Source organism: Neisseria sp. P0020.S003 (assembly GCF_051957095.1).
Classification (GTDB): domain Bacteria; phylum Pseudomonadota; class Gammaproteobacteria; order Burkholderiales; family Neisseriaceae; genus Neisseria; species Neisseria subflava.
In genome coordinates this window covers 56,954-76,422 of record NZ_JBQCWU010000010.1, presented here as the reverse complement: position 1 = coordinate 76,422, position 19,469 = coordinate 56,954, and the positions used below count along the sequence as shown (strand labels likewise).

Below are 19,469 nucleotides of genomic sequence, written 5' to 3'. Positions count from 1 at the left end.
TTATTGCGGAGTGGACGCCTGAGAGTGTTATGAAAGTAGAAGGAAGTTACACAGGTAAGTATTTGAAAGAAATACTATCTAAAAAATGATATAATCCTGTTCCAGTAAATAAATTATTTTTCATTGAAATAAGTAAAGGATATAGCATGGATAATCAATTATTAACTTTATCTAAAATTTTTACTGAACGTTTATTTCGAATTCCTGACTATCAACGTGGGTATGCTTGGACTGATAAGCAATTACAAGATTTTTGGAATGATTTAGAACAATTAGGAATTGGTCATAATCACTATATAGGAGTTCTAACATTAGAAGATGTTCACCCTGAAATTTATAACAAATGGGAGGATGATTTGTGGATAATTAATTCCAAAAATTATCAACCATACTTTGTCGTAGATGGTCAGCAACGCCTCACTACTTCTATAATTTTAATCCAATCAATTTTAGAAAGAATCAATAATAATGAGAGTTTAAACTATACAGATCGAAAAGATATTCAGAAAAAATTTATTTTTGACTCGAAAGATACAGGAATATCTCGATCGTATATTTTTGGATATGAGAAAGATAATCCAAGTTATGAATTTTTAAAAACAAAAATATTTCTTGAGAAATCCACTTCTAATATTGGTGAAGAAACTATTTATACTCAAAACCTAGAAAATGCAAAACAATTTTTTATTTCTAGGTTGAAGAAGATGAACATTAATCAGCTAGAAAAGTTATATAAGAAAATTACACAGCAACTGCTTTTTAATATTTTTACGATTACTGAAGATGTTGATGTATGCGTTGCTTTTGAAACCATGAATAATAGAGGAAAGCCATTATCTTATTTGGAATTATTAAAAAACAGATTAATTTATCTATCGTTAAAAATTCAAGCTGAAGAAACAGAAAGAATCCACCTAAGAAAATCGATAAACGATTGTTGGAAAACTATCTATCACAGCTTAGGCAGAAATAAATCTCATCCATTAGATGATGATTTATTCTTAAGGAACCATTATATTATGTATTTTGGTGATGAAATTTTGTCTGAAATTAAAGATGGTGATAATGATATATTTTACTCTCGTAGATGGTATTATAGCCGAATTGATTATGCAACAAATTTGCTAGAAAAAAGATTTGTCTCTAAAAGAATATATGATGAACCAGGCAACAATAAAAAGATAACTATTAATTTTATTTATGATTATGTGCGCTCCTTACAGGAAGCTGTGGATATTTGGTACAAAATGTTTAACCCCATAAATAGTGGGTTAGGAAAACCAATTGAAGATTTGCTCCAAAAAATAAATAGATTAGAAGAGTCTCGAGCTGCATATCCATTAATTCTATCATTTCTTCATAATGAACATTCTGAAGAAAAAAGGATATATTTTCTAAAAGCTATAGAAAGATTAATTTTTATTTCAGGATTGATTACTTGGGGAGGTGCATACTTACTAGGGGAGAGTAATTTATGGGAAATGGCAATAAAATTGCATCATAATGGAACTCAATCAGATAAAATTATTAAAGAAATAAATGATAGAACCATATCATTAATTAAAGCACCTAATATATTAACAACAATTATTCAGCAATTTAAAGATAGGGGATTTTATAAATGGCCAAACTTGCCTTATTTTTTGTATGAATATGAACAGTATTTACAAAGTAAATCAAAATCAGAAAGAGAAAAAATCATATGGGATGGGTTTGTCGAGAGTCCCAAAGATTATATAACTATTGAGCATATATATCCGCAAAGCCCTAAATCACCCTATTGGAGAGATAAATTTTCAGCTTACTCTAGCTACCCTAAAAAGAAAAAAGCATTAAGAGACTCTCTTGGAAATTTGTTAGCTCTCTCCAAAGCTAAAAATTCGAGTTTATCTAATTTACCATTTCCTAATAAGAAAGGCGGTAGAAATGGTGAATCTGGATATTATAATGGTGGATTTTCTGAGAATGAAGTCTCAAAAATTGCTGATTGGACACCTGAGGAAATCCTAAATAGAGGATTAAAAATGTTAAAATTTATGGAGAGTCAATGGGGCATAGATTTTCAAAATGATACATATCGGAAAGAGATGCTGGGTTTGGCATTTTTAGGTTCGGAAAAACAAAAATAAAATAGTAGCAAATGTGGGTTGGGTTAAGATCCAACAAAACCATAAAATTCATCTGTTTTTTGGGGTTTACAACCCAACCTACAATCCTTTCAGACAGCCTCAAACGCCGTCTGAAACCCCAATCTCTCCACCGAGCAAGCAAGCGTAGGTTGGGGTGCGACCCAACAAAACCGTAAAATCCACCTGTTTTGTTGGGCTTGGTAACCCAACCTATAACCCTTTTAAACAACCCCAAAAAACAGCCTGAAACCCCACCTTCAGCAAGCCGTAGCCTGCATACCCAACCGACCGCGTGCGTGGCTACGCCACACACCCTACCTGTGAATTACGCGGAACTTCAAAATCAACGCGTAGGGTGTGTGCGGTACGCACGCACGCGGTTGTTTGATTGACGGTTTGCCGTTTCAACTTTTAACTTCGTTGAAGCTGATGTTTTCAGACGGCCTCCAATGCCGTCTGAAAACATCAGCTTCAACGAAGTTAAAACCTTAAAAAACAAGCCATTCCTTCTCCAACACCCAAACCACAAACAAAAATCCTATGGCGCGTTATCGCAGAAACTTCATTGCCGGCGGCACATTCTTTTTCACCGTCAAACTCGCCGATCCAAAATCGCGCCTGCTTGTCGAACATATTGACTTATTGCGCGCGGCTTATATGGATGTGCAAAAACAATATCCCTTTGAAACCGTCGCCGTATGCGTGCTGCCGAACCATATTCACGCCATTTGGACGCTGCCGCCCGACAATGCGGATTACTCCCTGCGCTGGCGGCTGATTAAAACCAAATTCTCCGCCCATTTCCCTCATGCCGAAAACCTGTCTGCCAGCAAACAACGGAGGAACGAACGCGGTATTTGGCAACGGCGTTTTTATGAACACACCGTGCGTGACGAAACGGATTTGCAACGTTGCGCAGACTATATCCATTTCAATCCCGTCAAACATGGATTGTGCGGCAATGTCCGCGATTGGGCGTTTTCGTCGTTTCACCGTTATGTGCGGGATGGATGGCTGCCGTTGGATTGGGGCGGCACAAAAGAAACAGCGGTAATGAGTTTTGGGGAGTAAATGCTATAAAAAACTACCGACCGCGTGCGTGGCTGCGCCACATACCCTACCCATGAATCATGAGGAACTTCAAGACCAACGCGTAGGGTGTGTGCGGTACGCACGCACTCGGTTGCTTGATTGACGGCTTGCTGTTGTAAATTTCAACTTAGTTAAAACTAACGCTTTCAGATGGCATGAGAAATGGCCGTCTGAAAACTGAAAAAGCTTTATCTAAAATAACTACCCTAACTCACACAACAAAAAACGGATTCCAAATTATTGGAATCCGTTTTTCAATAAAGCTATTTATATTATTTAGCTTCTTCTTTAGCATCTTCAGCAGCTTCTTTGGCATCTTCCGCTGCGTCTTTTGCGTCTTCTTTAGCCTCTTCAGCAGCATCTTTGGCTTCTTCGGCTTTGTCTTCAGGAGTTTCGGCAGCAGGAACGCCTTTCAAAGCGTCCAAAGAAGTTTTACAAGTTGCATCGCGTTGGTCTGCAGGCAGGTTTTTCAGGGCTTCTTTGGTTTGTTCGAAAGATTTTTGCATCATGTCTTTGGTTGCGGCATCTACGTCTTTAGTTGCTTCGGCAAATGCTTTTTCGTACTCGTCACAAACGGCAGAAGAAGATGAGCCTGAACCGCCGCCGCATGCTGACAGGGACAGGGCTGCCAATAAAGCTGCTAATAAAGCTGATGTTTTCATATGTCTCTCGCTTTTTTTCGAGTTTGAGTTAAAGGAGATTATATGTTAATTCATTATATTAAAGTGTCAAGTATTGTTGTTTAATTTAATTAAAATCATATCATTGAAAGAATCAGTCTATCCAAACATCCTAAAGGCCGTCTGAAATTTCAGACGGCCTTCGCTTTTGTAAGTAATCCTTTTTTAACGATTACGCCGCTTTACGGTGATAATGTCTGAGCGCGTGTTCTTTGCGCCGTCCGCTACTGAATGCAGATACGCGTTTCAGATAGCCGATGACGCGGGTGCCGTAGTCGATGTCGTGCGAACCGCAGGCGGAACAGGCGTGCAGGGTGCGTTTGTCGATATGGCCGCATTCGTTGCAAATGGTGATGCGCACGTTCACGCAGAAGTAGTTGCAGCCTGTTTGTGCGGCGATGTCCAAGAGCGAGCGGTAGCCGGATTCGGGCAGTGCTTCGTCGAGGTTCAGGTGCAGCGCGGAGCCGCCGTCGAGCCAGTCCACCAGTTCTTTGCCGTGCAGCAGGAATTTGTCGAGCGCGTTGATTTCTTCGTCTTCGACGACGTAGAAATAGGAGTTGTAGCATTCGCGGCTGACTTTGTAGCCGTCGGCTTTGTCCCATTTGGCGTTTTTCACGCCGAGGTTTTCGGCGGGGACGAACTCGGTGTTGAACTTCACGCCGTAGTGCTTGCTGGCGGCTTGGTTGGCTTCGAATATGGTTTTCAGACGGCCTTGGACGAAGTTGATATAGTCGTCGTTGTAGCCGACTTTGATGCCTTGCGATTCGGCGGCTTCCGTCATGCCGTTGATGCCGATGGTGAGGAACTGTTTGTCCAGCGTGATGAAACCTGCATCGTAAACGGGCAGCATTCCGGCGGCTTGGTATTCTTCCATCAGTTTGCGGTAGGCATATTGGTATTTATGGATTTTGGCGACTTCGGCGGCAAGGTCGCGCCCGTCTTGTTCCAGCCGGTTCATATTGATGGTGATGACGTTGATGGAACCGGTCGCTACGCCGCCCGCGCCGAGGGTGTAGCTGAAGGTGCGGTCTTCAATGGCGTTGCGCAGACGGCAGCAGGAAGCCAACGAGTCGGGGTTGTCGGAAAGATAAACGAAGAAGGAATTTCCTTCCGCCAACTCTTTCGCCATTTCGTCGGCGAACACGGTGTCTTTGCATTTGCCGCCATCGGTCAGCATCGCAGCGGTAACGACGGGGAAGGTCAAAACGGCTTTGGTGCGTTCCTGATTGAACCATTTGAGGAAGAAGTTTTGCAGCTTCGCCACGCTCGTCCAGACCGGTTTGCTGAAATCGGGGAAGACGAAATCGCCGAACATCGCGTCGAAATAGTATTGATCGTAAACGGAAATATTCCAAAACACGCTCTGATAGCCCCGCGCAGCGGCAGGCTGGTTGATGCTGTACACCACCTGCTGCATGTGGTTGGCGATTTCTTTGCCGTGTGTTTCCAAATAATCGTCGCCGTAGTCTTTGCGGGCAAAGTAGTCGAAATAGGTCAGAAATTCCACCGTCGCCACCGCGCCGGCGAACTGCGCGCTGATAGCAAACACCAGGTTGATAAACGAACCGCAAAACGAAGCTAGATGCTGCGGCGCCTTGGATTCACCGCCGAGTTTGCTTAACCCGTCGAGCAGGAAGGGATACAGCGTAACCGACACACAATAAGGCTTGAGGCTGGTTTCGTCGTGCACATAAATCTCATGCGCCTCAATCTGGCGGATGTATTCGTCGGCAACGGATTGGTCGAAAATTTCGGCGATTTTGCGCGACACTTGGGCGCGGTTAATCTGCACGAAAAAGTCTTTCATGATTTCCGCTTCCATCGTGGCGATGTTTTTCTGGGTAACGTTGGCGTTGGCGTCCATTTTCGAACCGTCCGCCGCGTTTTGCGCGCTGATGTAGTCGTGCATGAATTGCAGTTTGCCGTTTAACTGCTCGGGATGCAGCCGAATCATGTTAATTCTCCTGTAAGGTTTGGATGATTTATCAAGCAATGACGGTCAGGCCGTCTGAAACATCGCTGTCAGCGAATACAATAAATTCAATTTAAATCAGTGCAATACAGCACCAGGCTAAATTGAAGCCACTGGAAAAACTTTGGGCATAGGTTTGTCTTTGATGAACAAGCGGTTCAATACCTCGCCCGTGCGCAAATCGATAAACTTCTGATTGGTTGTCGGGCTGTCCAAGCCGCCCAGCTCCATCTGCCAGCGGCCGGTTTTCAGATACGTCAGATAAGGCAGGATGCCGTCTGAAACCGCCTCCAACTCTTCACGTTCCAGGCCAGTGTACAAGCAGGCTTTTAAACCCGCCTGCTTCACAATGACCAGCATTTTCTGCAAGGCTTTCGGTTGCCACTCCCCGCCCATAAACAACACACAGCTGATTAATCCGCGATAGCGTTTCAGACGGCCTTTTAAATACTCCTCGGTCAATTCTGTGCCGATACCCTCTTTCCATGTATCGGCACTGTGGCAACCTTTGCAACGCAGCGGACAGCCTGAAAACAGAAATGCCAGCGACACTTCGCCTGGCACTTCCTGCCAAACAATTTGCTCAACTGTAAATTTCAAGCTGCTCATTGCAATACCATAAACACAAGATATGGTGCGAATTAAAACACAATACTACTAGATATGGTATTTTTATTTAACAATGAATTTTATCCATATAATAGATTTTTGTTATTTAACCAATTGTAAATTACTATATTAAGTTCAACTTTATACCAATAAAAAGGCCGTCTAAACACGATTCAGACGGCCTGAAATTAAAATACGAGAAGCAAACTCCGTTATGGCAAAGTCTATATAAATAAAACAAAAAAGGCCGTCTGAAATCATCTTTCAGACGGCCTCTATTTCAGGTTTTAGCCCCGATTTGAGCCTTTAACCATATCCATCAAAAACAATCGGCAATCCAAGTTGCCATTGAACAGTGGAATCTTACGCTTCGGAGAAAGGCGCATAAATTTCGGCATATCGCGATCGCCGGTCAACATTCCGGCAAGCCAGCCTGCGTAATGCTGTTTCAACCATGTGCCCAGTTGAGGATAAAGCGCCTGTAAAGCCTGAATTTCGGCAAGACGCACGCCATAAGGCGGATTGGAAATCATAATGCCGTGTTCGCCGTTTGGTCGCGCAGCCTGCGCATCTTGCACGTCAAAGCGGATGAAATTATCCACTTCGGCGGCTTGGGCATTGGCCAATGCGGCACGGATCATATAACGGTCGTTGTCGCTGCCGGAAATTGGCGCGGCGGCCGGTTTGATTTGTTTTTCAGCCTCACGGCGCAGGGCTTGCCATTTTTCTTTGTCGAAGTTTTGCAGTTTTTCAAAACCGAAACGGCGCATCAAGCCCGGCGCACGGTGTGTCGCAATCCATGCAGCCTCAATGGCAATCGTGCCACTGCCGCAAAACGGGTCTTGGAAAGGCTGCGTACCGTCATAGCCTGCCAAAAGCAGCAAACCTGCCGCCAAATTTTCCCTCAATGGCGCTTCGCCTGTATCCTGACGATAGCCGCGTTTGAAGAGTGCTTCGCCGGAAGTATCGATAAAGATTTCCACATTGCGCTCATCGATAAAGGCATGAATGCGGATATCGGGGTTGATTTTGCCCACGCTCGGACGCGCATCATAAATATCCCGGAAGGCATCACAGACGGCATCTTTGATCTTTAAACCGACAAAATCCAGGCTTTTCACATTGGCGCGCTTGCCTTCAACTTTGACTTTAAAGGTCTGCTCCAGCTTAAACCAACCTGTCCAATGCAGATTTCGTGCCAGTTTGTAGATATCGTGTTCGTTGCGATAACCGCCTTTGGTCAAGCGCAGCAAAACACGGCTGGCAACGCGCGAATGCAGGTTGATGCGATACACCTGCTCCATCGTGCCTTTACATGCCACACCGCCGTCAACAGCGCGGATATCCTGACATGCCATGTTTTCAAGTTCCTGCGTCAAAGGTGCTTCCAAACCGCGAGGACAAGTGATAAAAAGTGAATAAACCGTCATATAAAACCTTTCCGGGTAGAGCTATCCGAACCACTCGGATAACAAATAAAAACAATATTATAGCTGAAAAACCAAAGGCCGTCTGAAACTTCAGACGGCCTTTGAATAAAGCTTGCTTAGTGATCCAAACTGTCGGTTTCCACCTTAACCGCTTTATCGGTTTTGTCTTCCGGCAACACCAAGTTCAACAATACCGCCATAATACCGCCGGCAGAAATTGAATTTTGGAACAATACCGGCAGGTTTTTGAACACTTCCGGTTCAAACGCCACGCCCAAACCCAAACCGACAGAAGTAGCCGCGATGACCGCTTCACGACGGCGAATACCGTGGCTGACCAAAATCCGCACACCGGCAATCGCAATCAGGCCGAACATCAACACCATCGCACCACCCAAAACCGGACTCGGAATCGTGGTAAACGCGCGGCCGATAACAGGGAACAAGCCCAACAATACCAAAATCGCCGCAATATATTTGCCCACATGGCGCGAAGCCACGCCGGTCATTTGAATCACGCCGTTGTTTTGCGCAAAAGTAGTCAAAGGCAAAGAGCCCAACGCAGTCGCAATCACAGACACCAAACCATCTGCCAATACGCCGCCGCGCAGACGTTTGGTGTATTCCTCACCCTCAATCGGCTGCTCGGAGACCATCGCAGTCGCCGTCAAATCGCCAACTGCCTCAAATACACTCAACAAGAAAATCGCACCGGCAACGATAAACGCGTGCCAATCAAATGCAAAACCATATTTAAACGGAACAGGCAGGGTAATCAGCGGCAGATTATGCAGGGCAGAAAAATCCACTTTGCCCAAAAACAGCGCAACAATATAACCGACAATCAAACCTACCGCGATACCACTCATACGCAGCAATGGATTTTTCAAGCAGTTGAAAACCAATACAATCAGCAACACCAGCGATGCCAAACCCAAATTTTCCATCGAGCCAAACGTACCGTCTGCTTTCGCGCCGAAGCCGCCGCCGAAATCGGTAATGCCGACATGTACCAAGCTCAAGCCGATCAGCATAACGACCACGCCGCTTACAGTCGGCGTAATCACTTTTTTCAAATAAGGCAAAAGCCAAGCGGAGAAGCACACCAAAAACGCGCCGACAAAGGACACGCCCAAAAGCGTTGAAATCATCGCATCTTCAGTCAAACCGCCCTCTTTCATACCGGTACCGAGTGCAATCATCACGGTAACAAAAGAGAAGTTGACCGACTGAATCGACAACATACCCGAACCGACCGGCCCGAAACGGTTGACCTGCAAATAAGTGCCGACACCGGAAGCCACCATCGCCATCGACACCAAATAAGCCGTCATTTCAACCGGCAGCTCCAACGCCCCGCCGACAATCAGTGCCGGAGTAATCATCGGGACAAAAATCGCCAGAAGGTGCGTAACCGCACTCAACAACGCATTCCCAAACGGCGGCTTATCCTCCAAACCATAAACCAAATCAAGCGATTCCGCCTGTTTTTCAGTCATTCCTGACATGTTGAACCTTCTCTCAAGAATCGTTAAAAAATATTAAGATGCGTATTTTAACCAATTTGAAATGTATCAGCAAATTCAAAACCGTCAGGCCGTCTGAAAGTTCCGCCCAGCCGTTTTCAGACGGCCTCAAACCGCCTTAACACATTTTAATTCTTGACATCATTTTTCCATCTCAAAACAAACAAACCAATGATTTAAAAATGTATTATTCATTAAGATAATGACAAGTCACCATTAAACGGCAAAGCCGCTTAGCGGATATGTTTCACACAAACAACAAAGTAAGCTACAATCCACTGCATAATCCACCCACACCATAAAATTAAAGGTTTCCGTATGTTAAAAGGCAGTCTGGTTGCCCTGATTACTCCGATGAATCAAGACGGCAGCATCAACTACGAACAACTTCACGACTTAATCGACTGGCACATTGAAAACGGCACCGACGGCATCGTCGCAGTCGGCACTACCGGCGAGTCAGCCACCCTGCCTGTCGAAGAACATTTGGCCGTTATTGAAGCCACTGTCAAACACGTCAACAAGCGCGTTCCCGTTATCGCCGGCACAGGCGCCAACAACACTGTCGAAGCCATCGCCCTTTCCAAAGCCGCCGAGCAAGCCGGTGCGGACTATACCTTATCTGTTGTTCCCTACTACAACAAACCTTCGCAAGAAGGCATTTACCAACATTTCAAAGCCATCGCCGAAGCCACTTCGATTCCGATGGTTATCTATAATGTTCCCGGCCGTACCGTCGTCAGCATGAGCAACGACACTATTTTACGTGTGGCCGAGATTCCGAATATCGTCGGTGTGAAAGAAGCCAGCGGTAATATCGGCAACAACATCGAATTGATCAACAGCGTTCCTGAAGGTTTTGTCGTTTTATCCGGCGATGACCCTACAGGCCTGCCTTTCATGCTGTGTGGCGGTCATGGCGTGGTAACCGTCGCAGCCAACGTCGCACCGAAACTCTTTGCTGACATGTGCCGAGCCGCCCTTGAGGGCGATATTGCGACCGCCCGTCGTCTAAACGAGCAACTTACCCCAATTTATAACACCATGTTCTGCGAGCCCAGCCCAGCCGCGCCCAAATGGGGTCTGAGCCTATTGGGCAAATGCGAACCCCATGTTCGTCTGCCTTTGGTAGCACTGACCGAAGCCGGTCAAGCCAAAGTCCGAGCCGCTCTGGAAAAATCAGGACAAATCTGATCCGGAAATAAGGCCGTCTGAATCCCAAACACCCTTTTCAGACGGCCTCCCTGTTAAGAACTTCATCCACAGGAAAACAAGATGACCTATATCAAACCCATCGTAGTAGCCCTCGCCCTGATTAGCATGACTGCCTGTTCCGGCAGCAAAAAAGAACAACCCAAACTCGACTATCAAAGTCAATCACACCGCTTGGTCAAACTGGAAGTACCACCTGATTTGAACAACCCAGACCAAGGCAACCTCTATCAATTACCGGCAGGCAGCGGCGCCGTCCGCGCCAGCGACTTCAACAAACGCCGCACTCAAGCTGTACAACAACCTGCCAATGCAGAAGTCTTGAAATCCGTTAAAGGCGTACGCCTTGAGCGTGACGGCAACCAACGCTGGTTGGTTGTCGATGGCAAATCGCCTCGCGAAATTTGGCCTTTACTGAAAGTATTCTGGCAAGAAAACGGTTTCGACATCAAATCTGAGGAACCTGCCATCGGTCAAATGGAAACCGAGTGGGCAGAAAACCGAGCCAAAATCCCTCAAGACAGCCTGCGCCGCCTGTTGGATAAAGTCGGCTTGGGTGGTATCTACTCTACCAGCGAACGCGACAAGTTCATCATCCGCATCGAACAAGGCAAAAACAGTTCAACCGACATCTTCTTCGCCCATAAAGGCATGAAAGAAGTTTATGCCGACCGTAAAAAAGACACTACGATGTGGCAGCCGGGTGAAAACGACCCTAACCTCGAAGCCGCATTCCTCGCCCGCTTTATGCAATATTTGGGCGTTGACGGTCAGCAAGCCGAACAGGCTCTGACCCAAAGCGTTGCCGCCCGCAGCAATGCTTCTGAGTTGGCACGTGTGGACAACGGTACCCTGTTGCTGGCTGGCGATTACGGCCGCAACTGGCGCCGTACCGCCCTTGCGCTTGACCGCATCGGCCTGACTGTTATCGGTCAAAATGCCGAACGCCGCGCTTTCTTGGTTCAACAAGCGCCAACCGAAGGCGAAGCAATTGCCAATAAAAAACCGGGCCTGTTCAAACGCGTATTTGGCAAAGGCAAAGCGGAAGCGCCAAAAACTTATCCTGAAATCATCGTGTATATTGAGCCTATCAAAAATGGCGCACGCCTCCATCTGTTGAACAAAGACGGCAGCCCATACAAAGGCAGCGATGCCTCTACATTGTTGGGCCGCCTGCACACAGAATTGCGTTAATCCGTTATTCGACTTAAGGCCGTCTGAAATATTCAGACGGCCTTTTTAACGAATCCGGCATGGTTTCAAATTCCCAATCTGACGTTATAATCAGAACATTTTTCCCACTTATCCAAGCTGCCATGACCCGACAAAAAGCCTATCTGCTCCTGACCGCCCTGTTTACCCTGATGTTTATCGTACTGATTCTGTTGGGCGCTTATCTTCTGAGCATTCACAGCAAACAATTCGCCGTTGCCGCCTTTCTGTTTGCCTTTGCCGCCGTTTTTGCCCAAATCGGCAGCCTTGCCCTTTACATCCGCCACAAAGCACGCGCACAAATGGCTCGTATGCAGCAAACCGAAAACCATTAAGGAAAAACCATGTTTGAAAAAATCGTCCTTGCCAGTGGCAACGCAGGCAAACTCAAAGAATTTTCCCGCCTCTTTGCCGACTTAAACATCGAAGTCCTGCCGCAATCACAATTCAATACGCCCGAATGCCCCGAGCCGTACCATACCTTCGTTGAAAATGCCCTGGCCAAAGCACGTCATGCCGCTAAATACAGCAGTTTACCGGCACTTGCCGACGACTCCGGCATCTGCACCAACGCCTTAAACGGCGCACCCGGCATTTTCTCCGCACGTTATGCAGGCGAAAACCCCAAATCCGATGCCGCAAACAACGCCAAACTCTCTGCCGATCTTGCCGATAAAGACGACAAAAGCTGCTACTACGTCTGCGTCCTTGTCCTCGTCCGCCACGAAAATGACCCGCAGCCCATCATCGCAGAAGGCATCTGGCGCGGGCAATGGCAGGCAGAAGCCGCAGGCACCAACGGCTTCGGCTACGACCCACATTTCTATCTGGCCGAACACGGTTGCACCGCCGCCGAGCTTCATCCTGAAATCAAAAATGCCGAAAGCCACCGCGCCCAAGCATTGCGTGAATTGTTAAGAAAAATTGAATCCTTATAAATCGATAATAGGCCGTCTGAAAACCTGAAACGTTTTTTTAGATGTTCTAAATCCAACAAATAATGGAAGAAATCCATGTCCCCTAAGCAAATCTTGATTGTCGCCATCCGCTTGGTCGTTTTAATCGGTATCGTACAAACACTTGGCGGCATCGCGACCATATTCGTACAGACAGAAAGCATGTATGACAGTAAACAAATCTCATCCGTACTGATGCTCTACGGCTTGTATTTAATTGCATGGCTGCTGCTATGGTGTTTCCCTGCCACCATTGCCAACCGCCTATTGCCCGAACATCTGCAAACCGTACAGGAAGCCCCAAAACACCCTGCACCATGGCTGACGACTGGTATTGTATTAATAGGCATATATACTGTTTTCCAAGCTATCCCCGACCTAATTTACCAGTTCTCTCTCTATCTTTTTGTACAGTCTATTGCTATCGACACACACACATCTGTTTGGGCGAATCTCGGCGCACAAAACCAAGCCGGAATACTTGCCAACATCGCGCAGCTTTTCATCGGCATTTTCCTGCTATTCGGCGCACCAAAACTCTCGTCTTGGATACGCAAAAGACTTTAACCACATAAAAATAACAGGCCGTCTGAAGCCTTCAGACGGCCTACCTCACATTCATTCCCATGCCCAAACCCTCGCCTGAAGAATTGGCAGTCTTTGCAAAACACGTCGCTGCCTTCATCCCAACCACACCTGACAAACTTCTTCAACTCATTGACAGTCAAGAAACTGCTATCGTCTTTTTAGGCAAACCAAGTTGTTCATACTGTCGCCGTTTTGTTGCAAAACTGTCTACCGTTTCCATAAACAGGCAGCTTACCATCCACTTTACTGACAGCAGCAACAAAGCAGCTTTAAAAACTTTTCGTGAACAATACGGCATCAGAACTGTTCCTGCACTACTCAAAATTTCACAAGGTAAAATAAAATCCGTCTGCAATTCCAAATTATCAGAAGAAGAAATTGAAGCTTTTTTGAGCGCTTAGCCTTCGCATATTTCCTACTGATTACTTTCCCAGCTGACATTTCAGTTAAAATAACGGCCTAAAAATTTCAGACGGCCTTGAGCCCCAATACATACCATGACCCAAATCACCTTCCAACGCCCCGGCCAGCTAACTGCCCTACCTCCCTTATCACTCTATATCCACATCCCGTGGTGCATCAAAAAATGTCCATATTGCGACTTTAATTCCCACAGTCTGAAAAACGGCCTGCCGGAAGAAGCCTATATCGATGCCCTATTAACCGACCTACAACTTGAATTACCCAATATTTGGGGCAGACCGGTGGAAACCATATTTTTCGGCGGCGGTACACCCAGCCTGTTTCAAGCGAAATCGATTGACCGCTTGTTAAGCGGCGTGCGTTCGCTGTTGCGCTTGCAACCCGAAGCAGAAATTACTTTGGAAGCCAATCCAGGCACATTTGAAATTGAGAAGTTTCAAGGATTTAAAGACGCAGGCATTACGCGTCTGTCTATCGGCGTGCAGAGTTTTAACGACGATATGCTTGCTCGATTGGGACGCGTTCACAATGGCAAAGAAGCCTTAACCGCCATAGCTACCGCCTTGAAATTATTTGATAAAGTCAATATCGACTTGATGTATGCCCTGCCGAACCAGACCGTTCAGACGGCCTTAAACGACGTACAAACCGCCATCGCCACAGGCGCGACACACATCAGCGCGTATCATCTGACGATGGAGCCGAACACGCCGTTCGGCCACACGCCGCCGAAAGGTTTGCCGCAAGACGAAGCCGCCCTCGACATCGAAGACGCGGTACACGGCGCGCTGGAAAGCGCAGGCTTTATTCACTACGAAACATCAGCTTTTGCAAAACCTGGTATGCAGTGCCGCCATAATTTGAACTACTGGCAGTTCGGCGATTATTTGGGCATAGGTGCCGGTGCGCACGGCAAAATTTCCTACCACGACCGCATCGAGCGCACCGTCCGCCGTCGTCATCCCAACGACTATCTTGCCGCTATGCAAAGCAATCCGCATGAAGCCGTTGAACGCAAAACCGTTGCTGCCGAAGATCTTCCATTCGAGTTCATGATGAATGCCCTGCGCCTAACCGACGGTGTACCTGCTTCAATGCTGCAGGAACGTACCGGCGTACCCACTGCAAAAATCATGGCACAAATCGAAACCGCCAGACAAAAAGGCCTGCTTGAATCAGACCCGACCGTGTTCCGCCCGACCGAGCAAGGCCGTTTGTTCTTAAACGACTTGTTACAGTGTTTTTTATAAGTGCTTTTTTACAACAATTGAAACATTTTTAGATTTGCTTAATTTACGACAATAAAATACAAAACGTTGCCTTGGATGCAGGCTATCGCTATAACCACTGGAGCAAGATCAATAACGTTAAGCTCCATTCCCACGAAGTATCTGCCGGCGTACGCGTAACATTCTAATTCTTATCATGAAGCAACAATTGCTTCAAATATCAAGTAACAAAAGGCCGTCTGAAACCTGTTTCTCAGGATTTCAGACGGCCTTTTAACTTCTTTAAATATATCTAACTTTTTGCTGTTTTTACTTTTTCTGCAAACCACAAAGCCACAGCCGTACCTGCCATATCGGCAATGCCGTCCGCAATCGAACCTTGGCGCGTAGCAGTCAGAAATGCCTGGGCCAACTCACTTCCTACTGCAAACAATAAAGCGGCAAACAGAATGCCTTTATAGGGAATATTCCTATTGTCTTGAATAAATATTTTTGCGCACAGCCATGCCTGACCGAAAAACAGTCCGAAATGGCCGACTTTATCAAAATGGGGAAATGGTGGAGCGCTATTGCCACCCTCTTTGAAAAGTAAGGCATAAATGGCGGCGGCAAACCAGATCAAGGCAGCGGCAGTAAATTTATTTAATGGTAAGGCTTTCATTTGTCGGCCTCTTCATCCAGCCATGTTTGGCAGATATCTGCCAAGCGGACAAATTTTCCACCCCGCGCCTTCAAAATATCACGCCATTGTGCCACTTCTTCTGCATCCGGGGCATCTTCAATACTGCATTCGTAAAGGCAGAAGTCTAATGTTTCGCCAACAATGCCTGGTGCTTCGGTCTGCATAAGGCTAGTCAGTTCGCTCATATTTACTGTTTCTTTGATTGGTTTATCACTAGTCAGACTGCGCCGTCTGTTTTCAGGCCGTCTGAACATGATGCGCAAGGTTGCCCGTTTGATTCGGGTACGCTTACTTACTGTGTAAAAAACGTGTTGCCTCTTCCCATTCGCCATTTAACACGGCCGGCAATCCTTGCAGGGATTTGGCGATGGAGTCATCAATTTGCTGTCTGTGTTCCGCCGACGGTTTATTCAACACATAACCGACAACCAGATTACGGTCGCCCGGATGATCAATACCTAAGCGCAGGCGGTAGAAATTAGGCGTACCCAAGCGAGCCTGAATGTCTTTGAGGCCGTTGTGTCCGCCGTTGCCGCCGCCAAGTTTGAATTTGATACGGCCGCATGGAATATCCAGCTCGTCATGAACCACCAAGATCTCCTCCGGCTTGATTTTGTAAAATTGAGCCAAAGCGGCTACTGCCTGACCGGAGCGGTTCATAAAGGTCATGGGTTTGAGCAGCCAAACATCGCCATCCGGCGTAGTGGCGCGCGCTACTTCGCCGTAAAATTTCTTTTCGTCTTTAAAATTGACTTTCCATTTCCACGCCAGTTCGTCCAACAGCCAAAAGCCGACATTGTGGCGCGTTTGTTCGTATTCTTGGCCTGGATTGCCCAAACCGACGATTAATTTAATTTTCAAGCTCATTACTGTTCTTTCAGTTTGACAGGCCGTCTGAAAAAGTTTCAGACGGCCTTTGATTTATTCTTGCCCTGCGCGTTTACGTCGCGCTTCTTTAGGATCAATCAACAATGGACGATAAACCTCAATCCTATCGCCATCGCGTAACACAGTCTCGTCTTTCACAGCCTTGCCGAAAATACCCAAAGGTGATTGCTGTAAATCCAACTCTGGGAACTCCACCTCCAATCCGCTTTTCAAGGTAGCTTCGCGTACGGTTGTACCTTCTGCAACGGTCATGCTCTTCAACACTTGCCTGTCGGCCAGTCCGTAAACAATTTCAATCTCAAGCATAGCGGCAGTCGGCCTCTTTAATAAAAGCATCCACTAGCGTGCCGGCGAGATGGCCAAACACCGGGGAAATCATGGCAGAGAGTACGGCATTGGAAAAATCGTATTCTAATCTGAATTCAACTTTACACATATCATCACCCAAATCGATAAATTTCCAAGTGCCGCGCAAGGTTTTAAACGGCCCTTCGAGCAAATCCATGCGGATTTCCTGCCCCGGGATATTGTGGTTGTGCGTCGCAAATGACTGTTTGACGCGCATATAGTCCATAAACAGGCGCGCTTTTAGCTCATTTCCTTTGCGTTCGATGACTTCGGTCTTGCTGTACCACGGCAAAAATTTTGGATAGTCCTCAACTTTGTCCACCAGCTCAAACATTTCCTTAGCGCTATGCAGCACCAATACGTTTTTCTCGACTTTTTTCATGTGGTTGTAGACCTTGTTTTTGAATATTTGGGGTTCAGACGGCATGATTTAGAAAAATATCTGCCCTACTTTGGGACAAAATTCCCAATTTAAACCGCTTCGCCATTTTGTTTCGCTTCCAGCCATTCCCAGCGTTCCAGTTTTTCCAAAAGCGACATCTCAATTTCTTCAGCCCTGCTTTGTAACGCACCTGCTTTTTCGTAATCTTTGAAAATTTCAGGATCGGAAAGCTGCGCGTTGATTTCTGCCTGTTCGGTTTCCAAGGCGGCGATTTCGTCGGGCAGGGCGTCGAGTTCGCGCTGTTCTTTGTAGGAAAGTTTGACCGTGCGGTTGGCTTTGGGTTTGACTTTTTCAGGCTCGGCAACCGCTTTAGGCGCAGAGGCCGTTTGAATTTTATCTTCCCGCGATTTTGCGTCAATATAGTCTTGATAGCCGCCGATGTATTCTTTCAGACGGCCTTGTCCTTCAAAAACAATGCTTTGGGTAATCACATTATCCAAGAACATACGGTCATGCGAGACAAGGAATACCGTGCCTTGATAATCACGCAGTAAGTCTTCGAGCAGCTCTTGGGTGTCGATGTCTAAGTCGTTGGTCGGTTCGTCCAAGACCAAAATATTGGCGGGACGGGTAAAGAGTTTTGCCAGCAAAAGGCGGTTGCGTTCGCCGCCTGAGAGCGATGAAACAGGACTTTGTGCGCGAGCCGGATGAAACAGGAAATCTTCCAAATAGCTCATCACATGCTTTTTCTTACCGCCGACTTCAACGTAATCATTGCCCTGTCCGAGCGTGTAAAACACAGTATCATTTTCATTCAACGCGCTGCGGAACTGGTCGAAATAGGCAACTTCCTGCTTGCTGCCGATGCGGATTTTGCCGTAGGTCGGCTGCAATTCACCCAAAATCAGCTTGAGGAAGGTGGTTTTACCGATACCGTTTGGACCGATTAAGCCGATTTTGTCGCCGCGCTGCAGGATGGCGGAGAATTTGTCCATGATGACTTTGTCGCCGTAGGCAAACGAGGCGTGTTCCAGTTCGGCGATGATTTTGCCGCTTTTCTCGCCGCTGTCGAGTTTGAAATTGACCTGTCCCTGCACGTTGCGGCGTTCGGCGCGCTGGCGGCGCAGTTCTTCCAAACGGCGCACGCGGCCTTCATTACGGGTACGGCGCGCTTCAATGCCTTTGCGTATCCACGCTTCTTCCTGCGCGTGGAATTTGTCAAACAGGCGGTTATGTTCCGCTTCAACCGCTAATTCCTGCGCTTTTTTCTCGCTATATTTAGAGAACGATCCGGGATAGGAGCGCAGAATGCCGCGGTCTAGTTCGACGATGCGCGTAGCGATATTATCCAAAAAACGGCGGTCGTGGGTAATCACAACCAAGCTGCCTTCAAACGCTTTAAGCAGATTTTCCAGCCAAATAATCGCGTCAATGTCCAAATGGTTGGTCGGCTCGTCCAGCAGCAATACGTCGGGCTTTTGCACCCAAGCCTGCGCCAAGGCGACGCGCTTTTTCTGACCGCCGGAAAGATTGCCGATTTTTTCGTTTTCCGGCAAACCGAGTTCCCCCAAAGTCTGCTTGACTGCCGCATCCAGTTTCCAGCCGTCCTTCGCTTCGATTTCAAGTTGCAATTCGTTGAGCTCTTTCAACAAAATCTCACTCGAACCATTTTCCAACTCATGGCCGACATGATGATAACGGCGCAATAAATCGCGAATTTCGCCCAAACCTTCGGCAACGGTATCAAATACGGTTGCGTCCTTATCAAAAAAGGATTCCTGCGGTACATAAACGATTTTGAGGTTGTTTTGAACAATAATCTGCCCGTCATCGAGCTTTTGTACACCGGCGAGGATTTTTAAAAACGAAGACTTACCCGCACCATTACGACCGATCAAACCGATTTTCTCGCCGCTGTCGAGTTGGAAAGAAGTTTTATCGAGCAAGGCGACATGGCCAACGGCAAAAGAAGCATTTTCTACGGATAAGATATTCATGGGGAAACTTCAAAAAAGAAAAGGGGGACATTTTAACCGATTATCGGCAGATATTTGCCGACAATCATATGAAATTGAAAGTATCAGGCCGTCTGAAAGCGGTTTTCAGACGGC

Annotated in this window: 20 protein-coding genes and 1 pseudogene; 10 read left to right on the top strand and 11 right to left on the bottom strand. The window is 46.6% G+C overall.

Going from position 1 to position 19,469, the window contains the following annotated elements; translation table 11 throughout:
• Window positions 1-146 precede the first annotated feature (146 nt).
• Window positions 147-2,129 (top strand): DUF262 domain-containing protein, encoded by a 1,983-nt coding sequence (locus ACTHTQ_RS07215; RefSeq protein ID WP_440363538.1) that lies wholly within the window; start codon window positions 147-149, stop codon window positions 2,127-2,129.
• A gap of 540 nt (window positions 2,130-2,669) precedes the next feature.
• Entirely contained in the window at window positions 2,670-3,200 is a 531-nt protein-coding gene (locus ACTHTQ_RS07210) for an REP-associated tyrosine transposase (RefSeq protein WP_440363537.1), read from the top strand.
• A 293-nt stretch (window positions 3,201-3,493) separates the two neighbouring features.
• Here the strand turns inward: ACTHTQ_RS07210 and ACTHTQ_RS07205 are convergent, their stop codons facing one another.
• From ACTHTQ_RS07205 to ACTHTQ_RS07185, 5 genes are all read right to left on the bottom strand, one after another.
• Window positions 3,494-3,883, bottom strand: coding sequence for a DUF5339 family protein (locus ACTHTQ_RS07205; RefSeq protein WP_070630976.1), 390 nt, complete (start codon window positions 3,881-3,883; stop codon window positions 3,494-3,496).
• Between the two features lie 190 nt (window positions 3,884-4,073).
• Window positions 4,074-5,855 carry an anaerobic ribonucleoside-triphosphate reductase gene (gene nrdD / locus ACTHTQ_RS07200; RefSeq protein WP_440363536.1) on the bottom strand — a complete coding sequence of 594 codons (1,782 nt, stop codon included), beginning with the start codon at window positions 5,853-5,855 and terminating at the stop codon, window positions 4,074-4,076.
• Window positions 5,856-5,972: 117 nt separating this feature from the next.
• Window positions 5,973-6,482 carry an anaerobic ribonucleoside-triphosphate reductase activating protein gene (gene nrdG / locus ACTHTQ_RS07195; RefSeq protein ID WP_440363535.1) on the bottom strand — a complete coding sequence of 170 codons (510 nt, stop codon included), beginning with the start codon at window positions 6,480-6,482 and terminating at the stop codon, window positions 5,973-5,975.
• 287 nt (window positions 6,483-6,769) lie between these two features.
• The gene (locus ACTHTQ_RS07190; RefSeq protein ID WP_003683579.1) at window positions 6,770-7,912 is read right to left on the bottom strand and encodes a THUMP domain-containing class I SAM-dependent RNA methyltransferase; all 1,143 of its coding nucleotides are present in this window, start codon (window positions 7,910-7,912) and stop codon (window positions 6,770-6,772) included.
• A gap of 116 nt (window positions 7,913-8,028) precedes the next feature.
• Window positions 8,029-9,420: a nucleobase:cation symporter-2 family protein gene (locus ACTHTQ_RS07185; RefSeq protein WP_440363534.1), complete on the bottom strand. Its 1,392-nt coding sequence runs from the start codon at window positions 9,418-9,420 to the stop codon at window positions 8,029-8,031.
• Between the two features lie 336 nt (window positions 9,421-9,756).
• On the opposite strand from ACTHTQ_RS07185, the gene dapA reads away from it, so the two are divergent.
• The 8 genes and pseudogenes from dapA to ACTHTQ_RS07145 all read left to right on the top strand — a co-directional run.
• Window positions 9,757-10,632 (top strand): 4-hydroxy-tetrahydrodipicolinate synthase, encoded by an 876-nt coding sequence (dapA, locus tag ACTHTQ_RS07180; RefSeq protein ID WP_440363533.1) that lies wholly within the window; start codon window positions 9,757-9,759, stop codon window positions 10,630-10,632.
• Window positions 10,633-10,713: 81 nt separating this feature from the next.
• The gene (gene bamC / locus ACTHTQ_RS07175; RefSeq protein WP_440363532.1) at window positions 10,714-11,844 is read left to right on the top strand and encodes an outer membrane protein assembly factor BamC; all 1,131 of its coding nucleotides are present in this window, start codon (window positions 10,714-10,716) and stop codon (window positions 11,842-11,844) included.
• Between the two features lie 122 nt (window positions 11,845-11,966).
• The gene (locus ACTHTQ_RS07170; RefSeq protein WP_003679018.1) at window positions 11,967-12,197 is read left to right on the top strand and encodes an NGO_0222 family membrane protein; all 231 of its coding nucleotides are present in this window, start codon (window positions 11,967-11,969) and stop codon (window positions 12,195-12,197) included.
• A gap of 9 nt (window positions 12,198-12,206) precedes the next feature.
• Window positions 12,207-12,800, top strand: a complete 594-nt coding sequence (rdgB, locus tag ACTHTQ_RS07165; protein ID WP_308111244.1) for an RdgB/HAM1 family non-canonical purine NTP pyrophosphatase — start codon at window positions 12,207-12,209, stop codon at window positions 12,798-12,800.
• A gap of 75 nt (window positions 12,801-12,875) precedes the next feature.
• Window positions 12,876-13,385, top strand: a complete 510-nt coding sequence (locus ACTHTQ_RS07160; protein ID WP_440363531.1) for a hypothetical protein — start codon at window positions 12,876-12,878, stop codon at window positions 13,383-13,385.
• Window positions 13,386-13,444: 59 nt separating this feature from the next.
• Complete coding sequence (locus ACTHTQ_RS07155; RefSeq protein ID WP_440363530.1) at window positions 13,445-13,807, top strand: glutaredoxin family protein; 363 nt, start codon at window positions 13,445-13,447, stop codon at window positions 13,805-13,807.
• A gap of 96 nt (window positions 13,808-13,903) precedes the next feature.
• A complete protein-coding gene (gene hemW / locus ACTHTQ_RS07150) occupies window positions 13,904-15,079 on the top strand; it encodes a radical SAM family heme chaperone HemW (protein ID WP_440363529.1) in 1,176 nt (391 codons plus the stop codon).
• Window positions 15,080-15,138: 59 nt separating this feature from the next.
• A pseudogene (locus ACTHTQ_RS07145) lies at window positions 15,139-15,246 on the top strand (opacity family porin); the annotation flags it as partial.
• Window positions 15,247-15,350: 104 nt separating this feature from the next.
• Here the strand turns inward: ACTHTQ_RS07145 and ACTHTQ_RS07140 are convergent.
• The 6 genes from ACTHTQ_RS07140 to ACTHTQ_RS07115 form a co-directional block, all read right to left on the bottom strand.
• Window positions 15,351-15,719, bottom strand: coding sequence for a VanZ family protein (locus ACTHTQ_RS07140; protein ID WP_440363528.1), 369 nt, complete (start codon window positions 15,717-15,719; stop codon window positions 15,351-15,353).
• On the bottom strand, window positions 15,716-15,925 hold the full coding sequence (locus ACTHTQ_RS07135; protein ID WP_036472378.1) for a hypothetical protein: 210 nt from the start codon (window positions 15,923-15,925) through the stop codon (window positions 15,716-15,718). Before ACTHTQ_RS07135 ends, ACTHTQ_RS07140 begins: the two co-directional genes overlap by 4 nt.
• A 103-nt stretch (window positions 15,926-16,028) precedes the next feature.
• Entirely contained in the window at window positions 16,029-16,607 is a 579-nt protein-coding gene (gene pth, locus ACTHTQ_RS07130) for an aminoacyl-tRNA hydrolase (RefSeq protein ID WP_003683307.1), read from the bottom strand.
• A gap of 54 nt (window positions 16,608-16,661) precedes the next feature.
• Window positions 16,662-16,934 carry an RnfH family protein gene (locus tag ACTHTQ_RS07125; protein ID WP_440363527.1) on the bottom strand — a complete coding sequence of 91 codons (273 nt, stop codon included), beginning with the start codon at window positions 16,932-16,934 and terminating at the stop codon, window positions 16,662-16,664.
• Window positions 16,927-17,358 carry a type II toxin-antitoxin system RatA family toxin gene (locus ACTHTQ_RS07120; protein ID WP_440363526.1) on the bottom strand — a complete coding sequence of 144 codons (432 nt, stop codon included), beginning with the start codon at window positions 17,356-17,358 and terminating at the stop codon, window positions 16,927-16,929. The genes ACTHTQ_RS07125 and ACTHTQ_RS07120 overlap by 8 nt, the downstream gene beginning before the upstream one ends.
• A gap of 89 nt (window positions 17,359-17,447) precedes the next feature.
• Window positions 17,448-19,355: an ATP-binding cassette domain-containing protein gene (locus ACTHTQ_RS07115; RefSeq protein WP_440363525.1), complete on the bottom strand. Its 1,908-nt coding sequence runs from the start codon at window positions 19,353-19,355 to the stop codon at window positions 17,448-17,450.
• Between the last annotated feature and the right edge of the window lie 114 nt (window positions 19,356-19,469).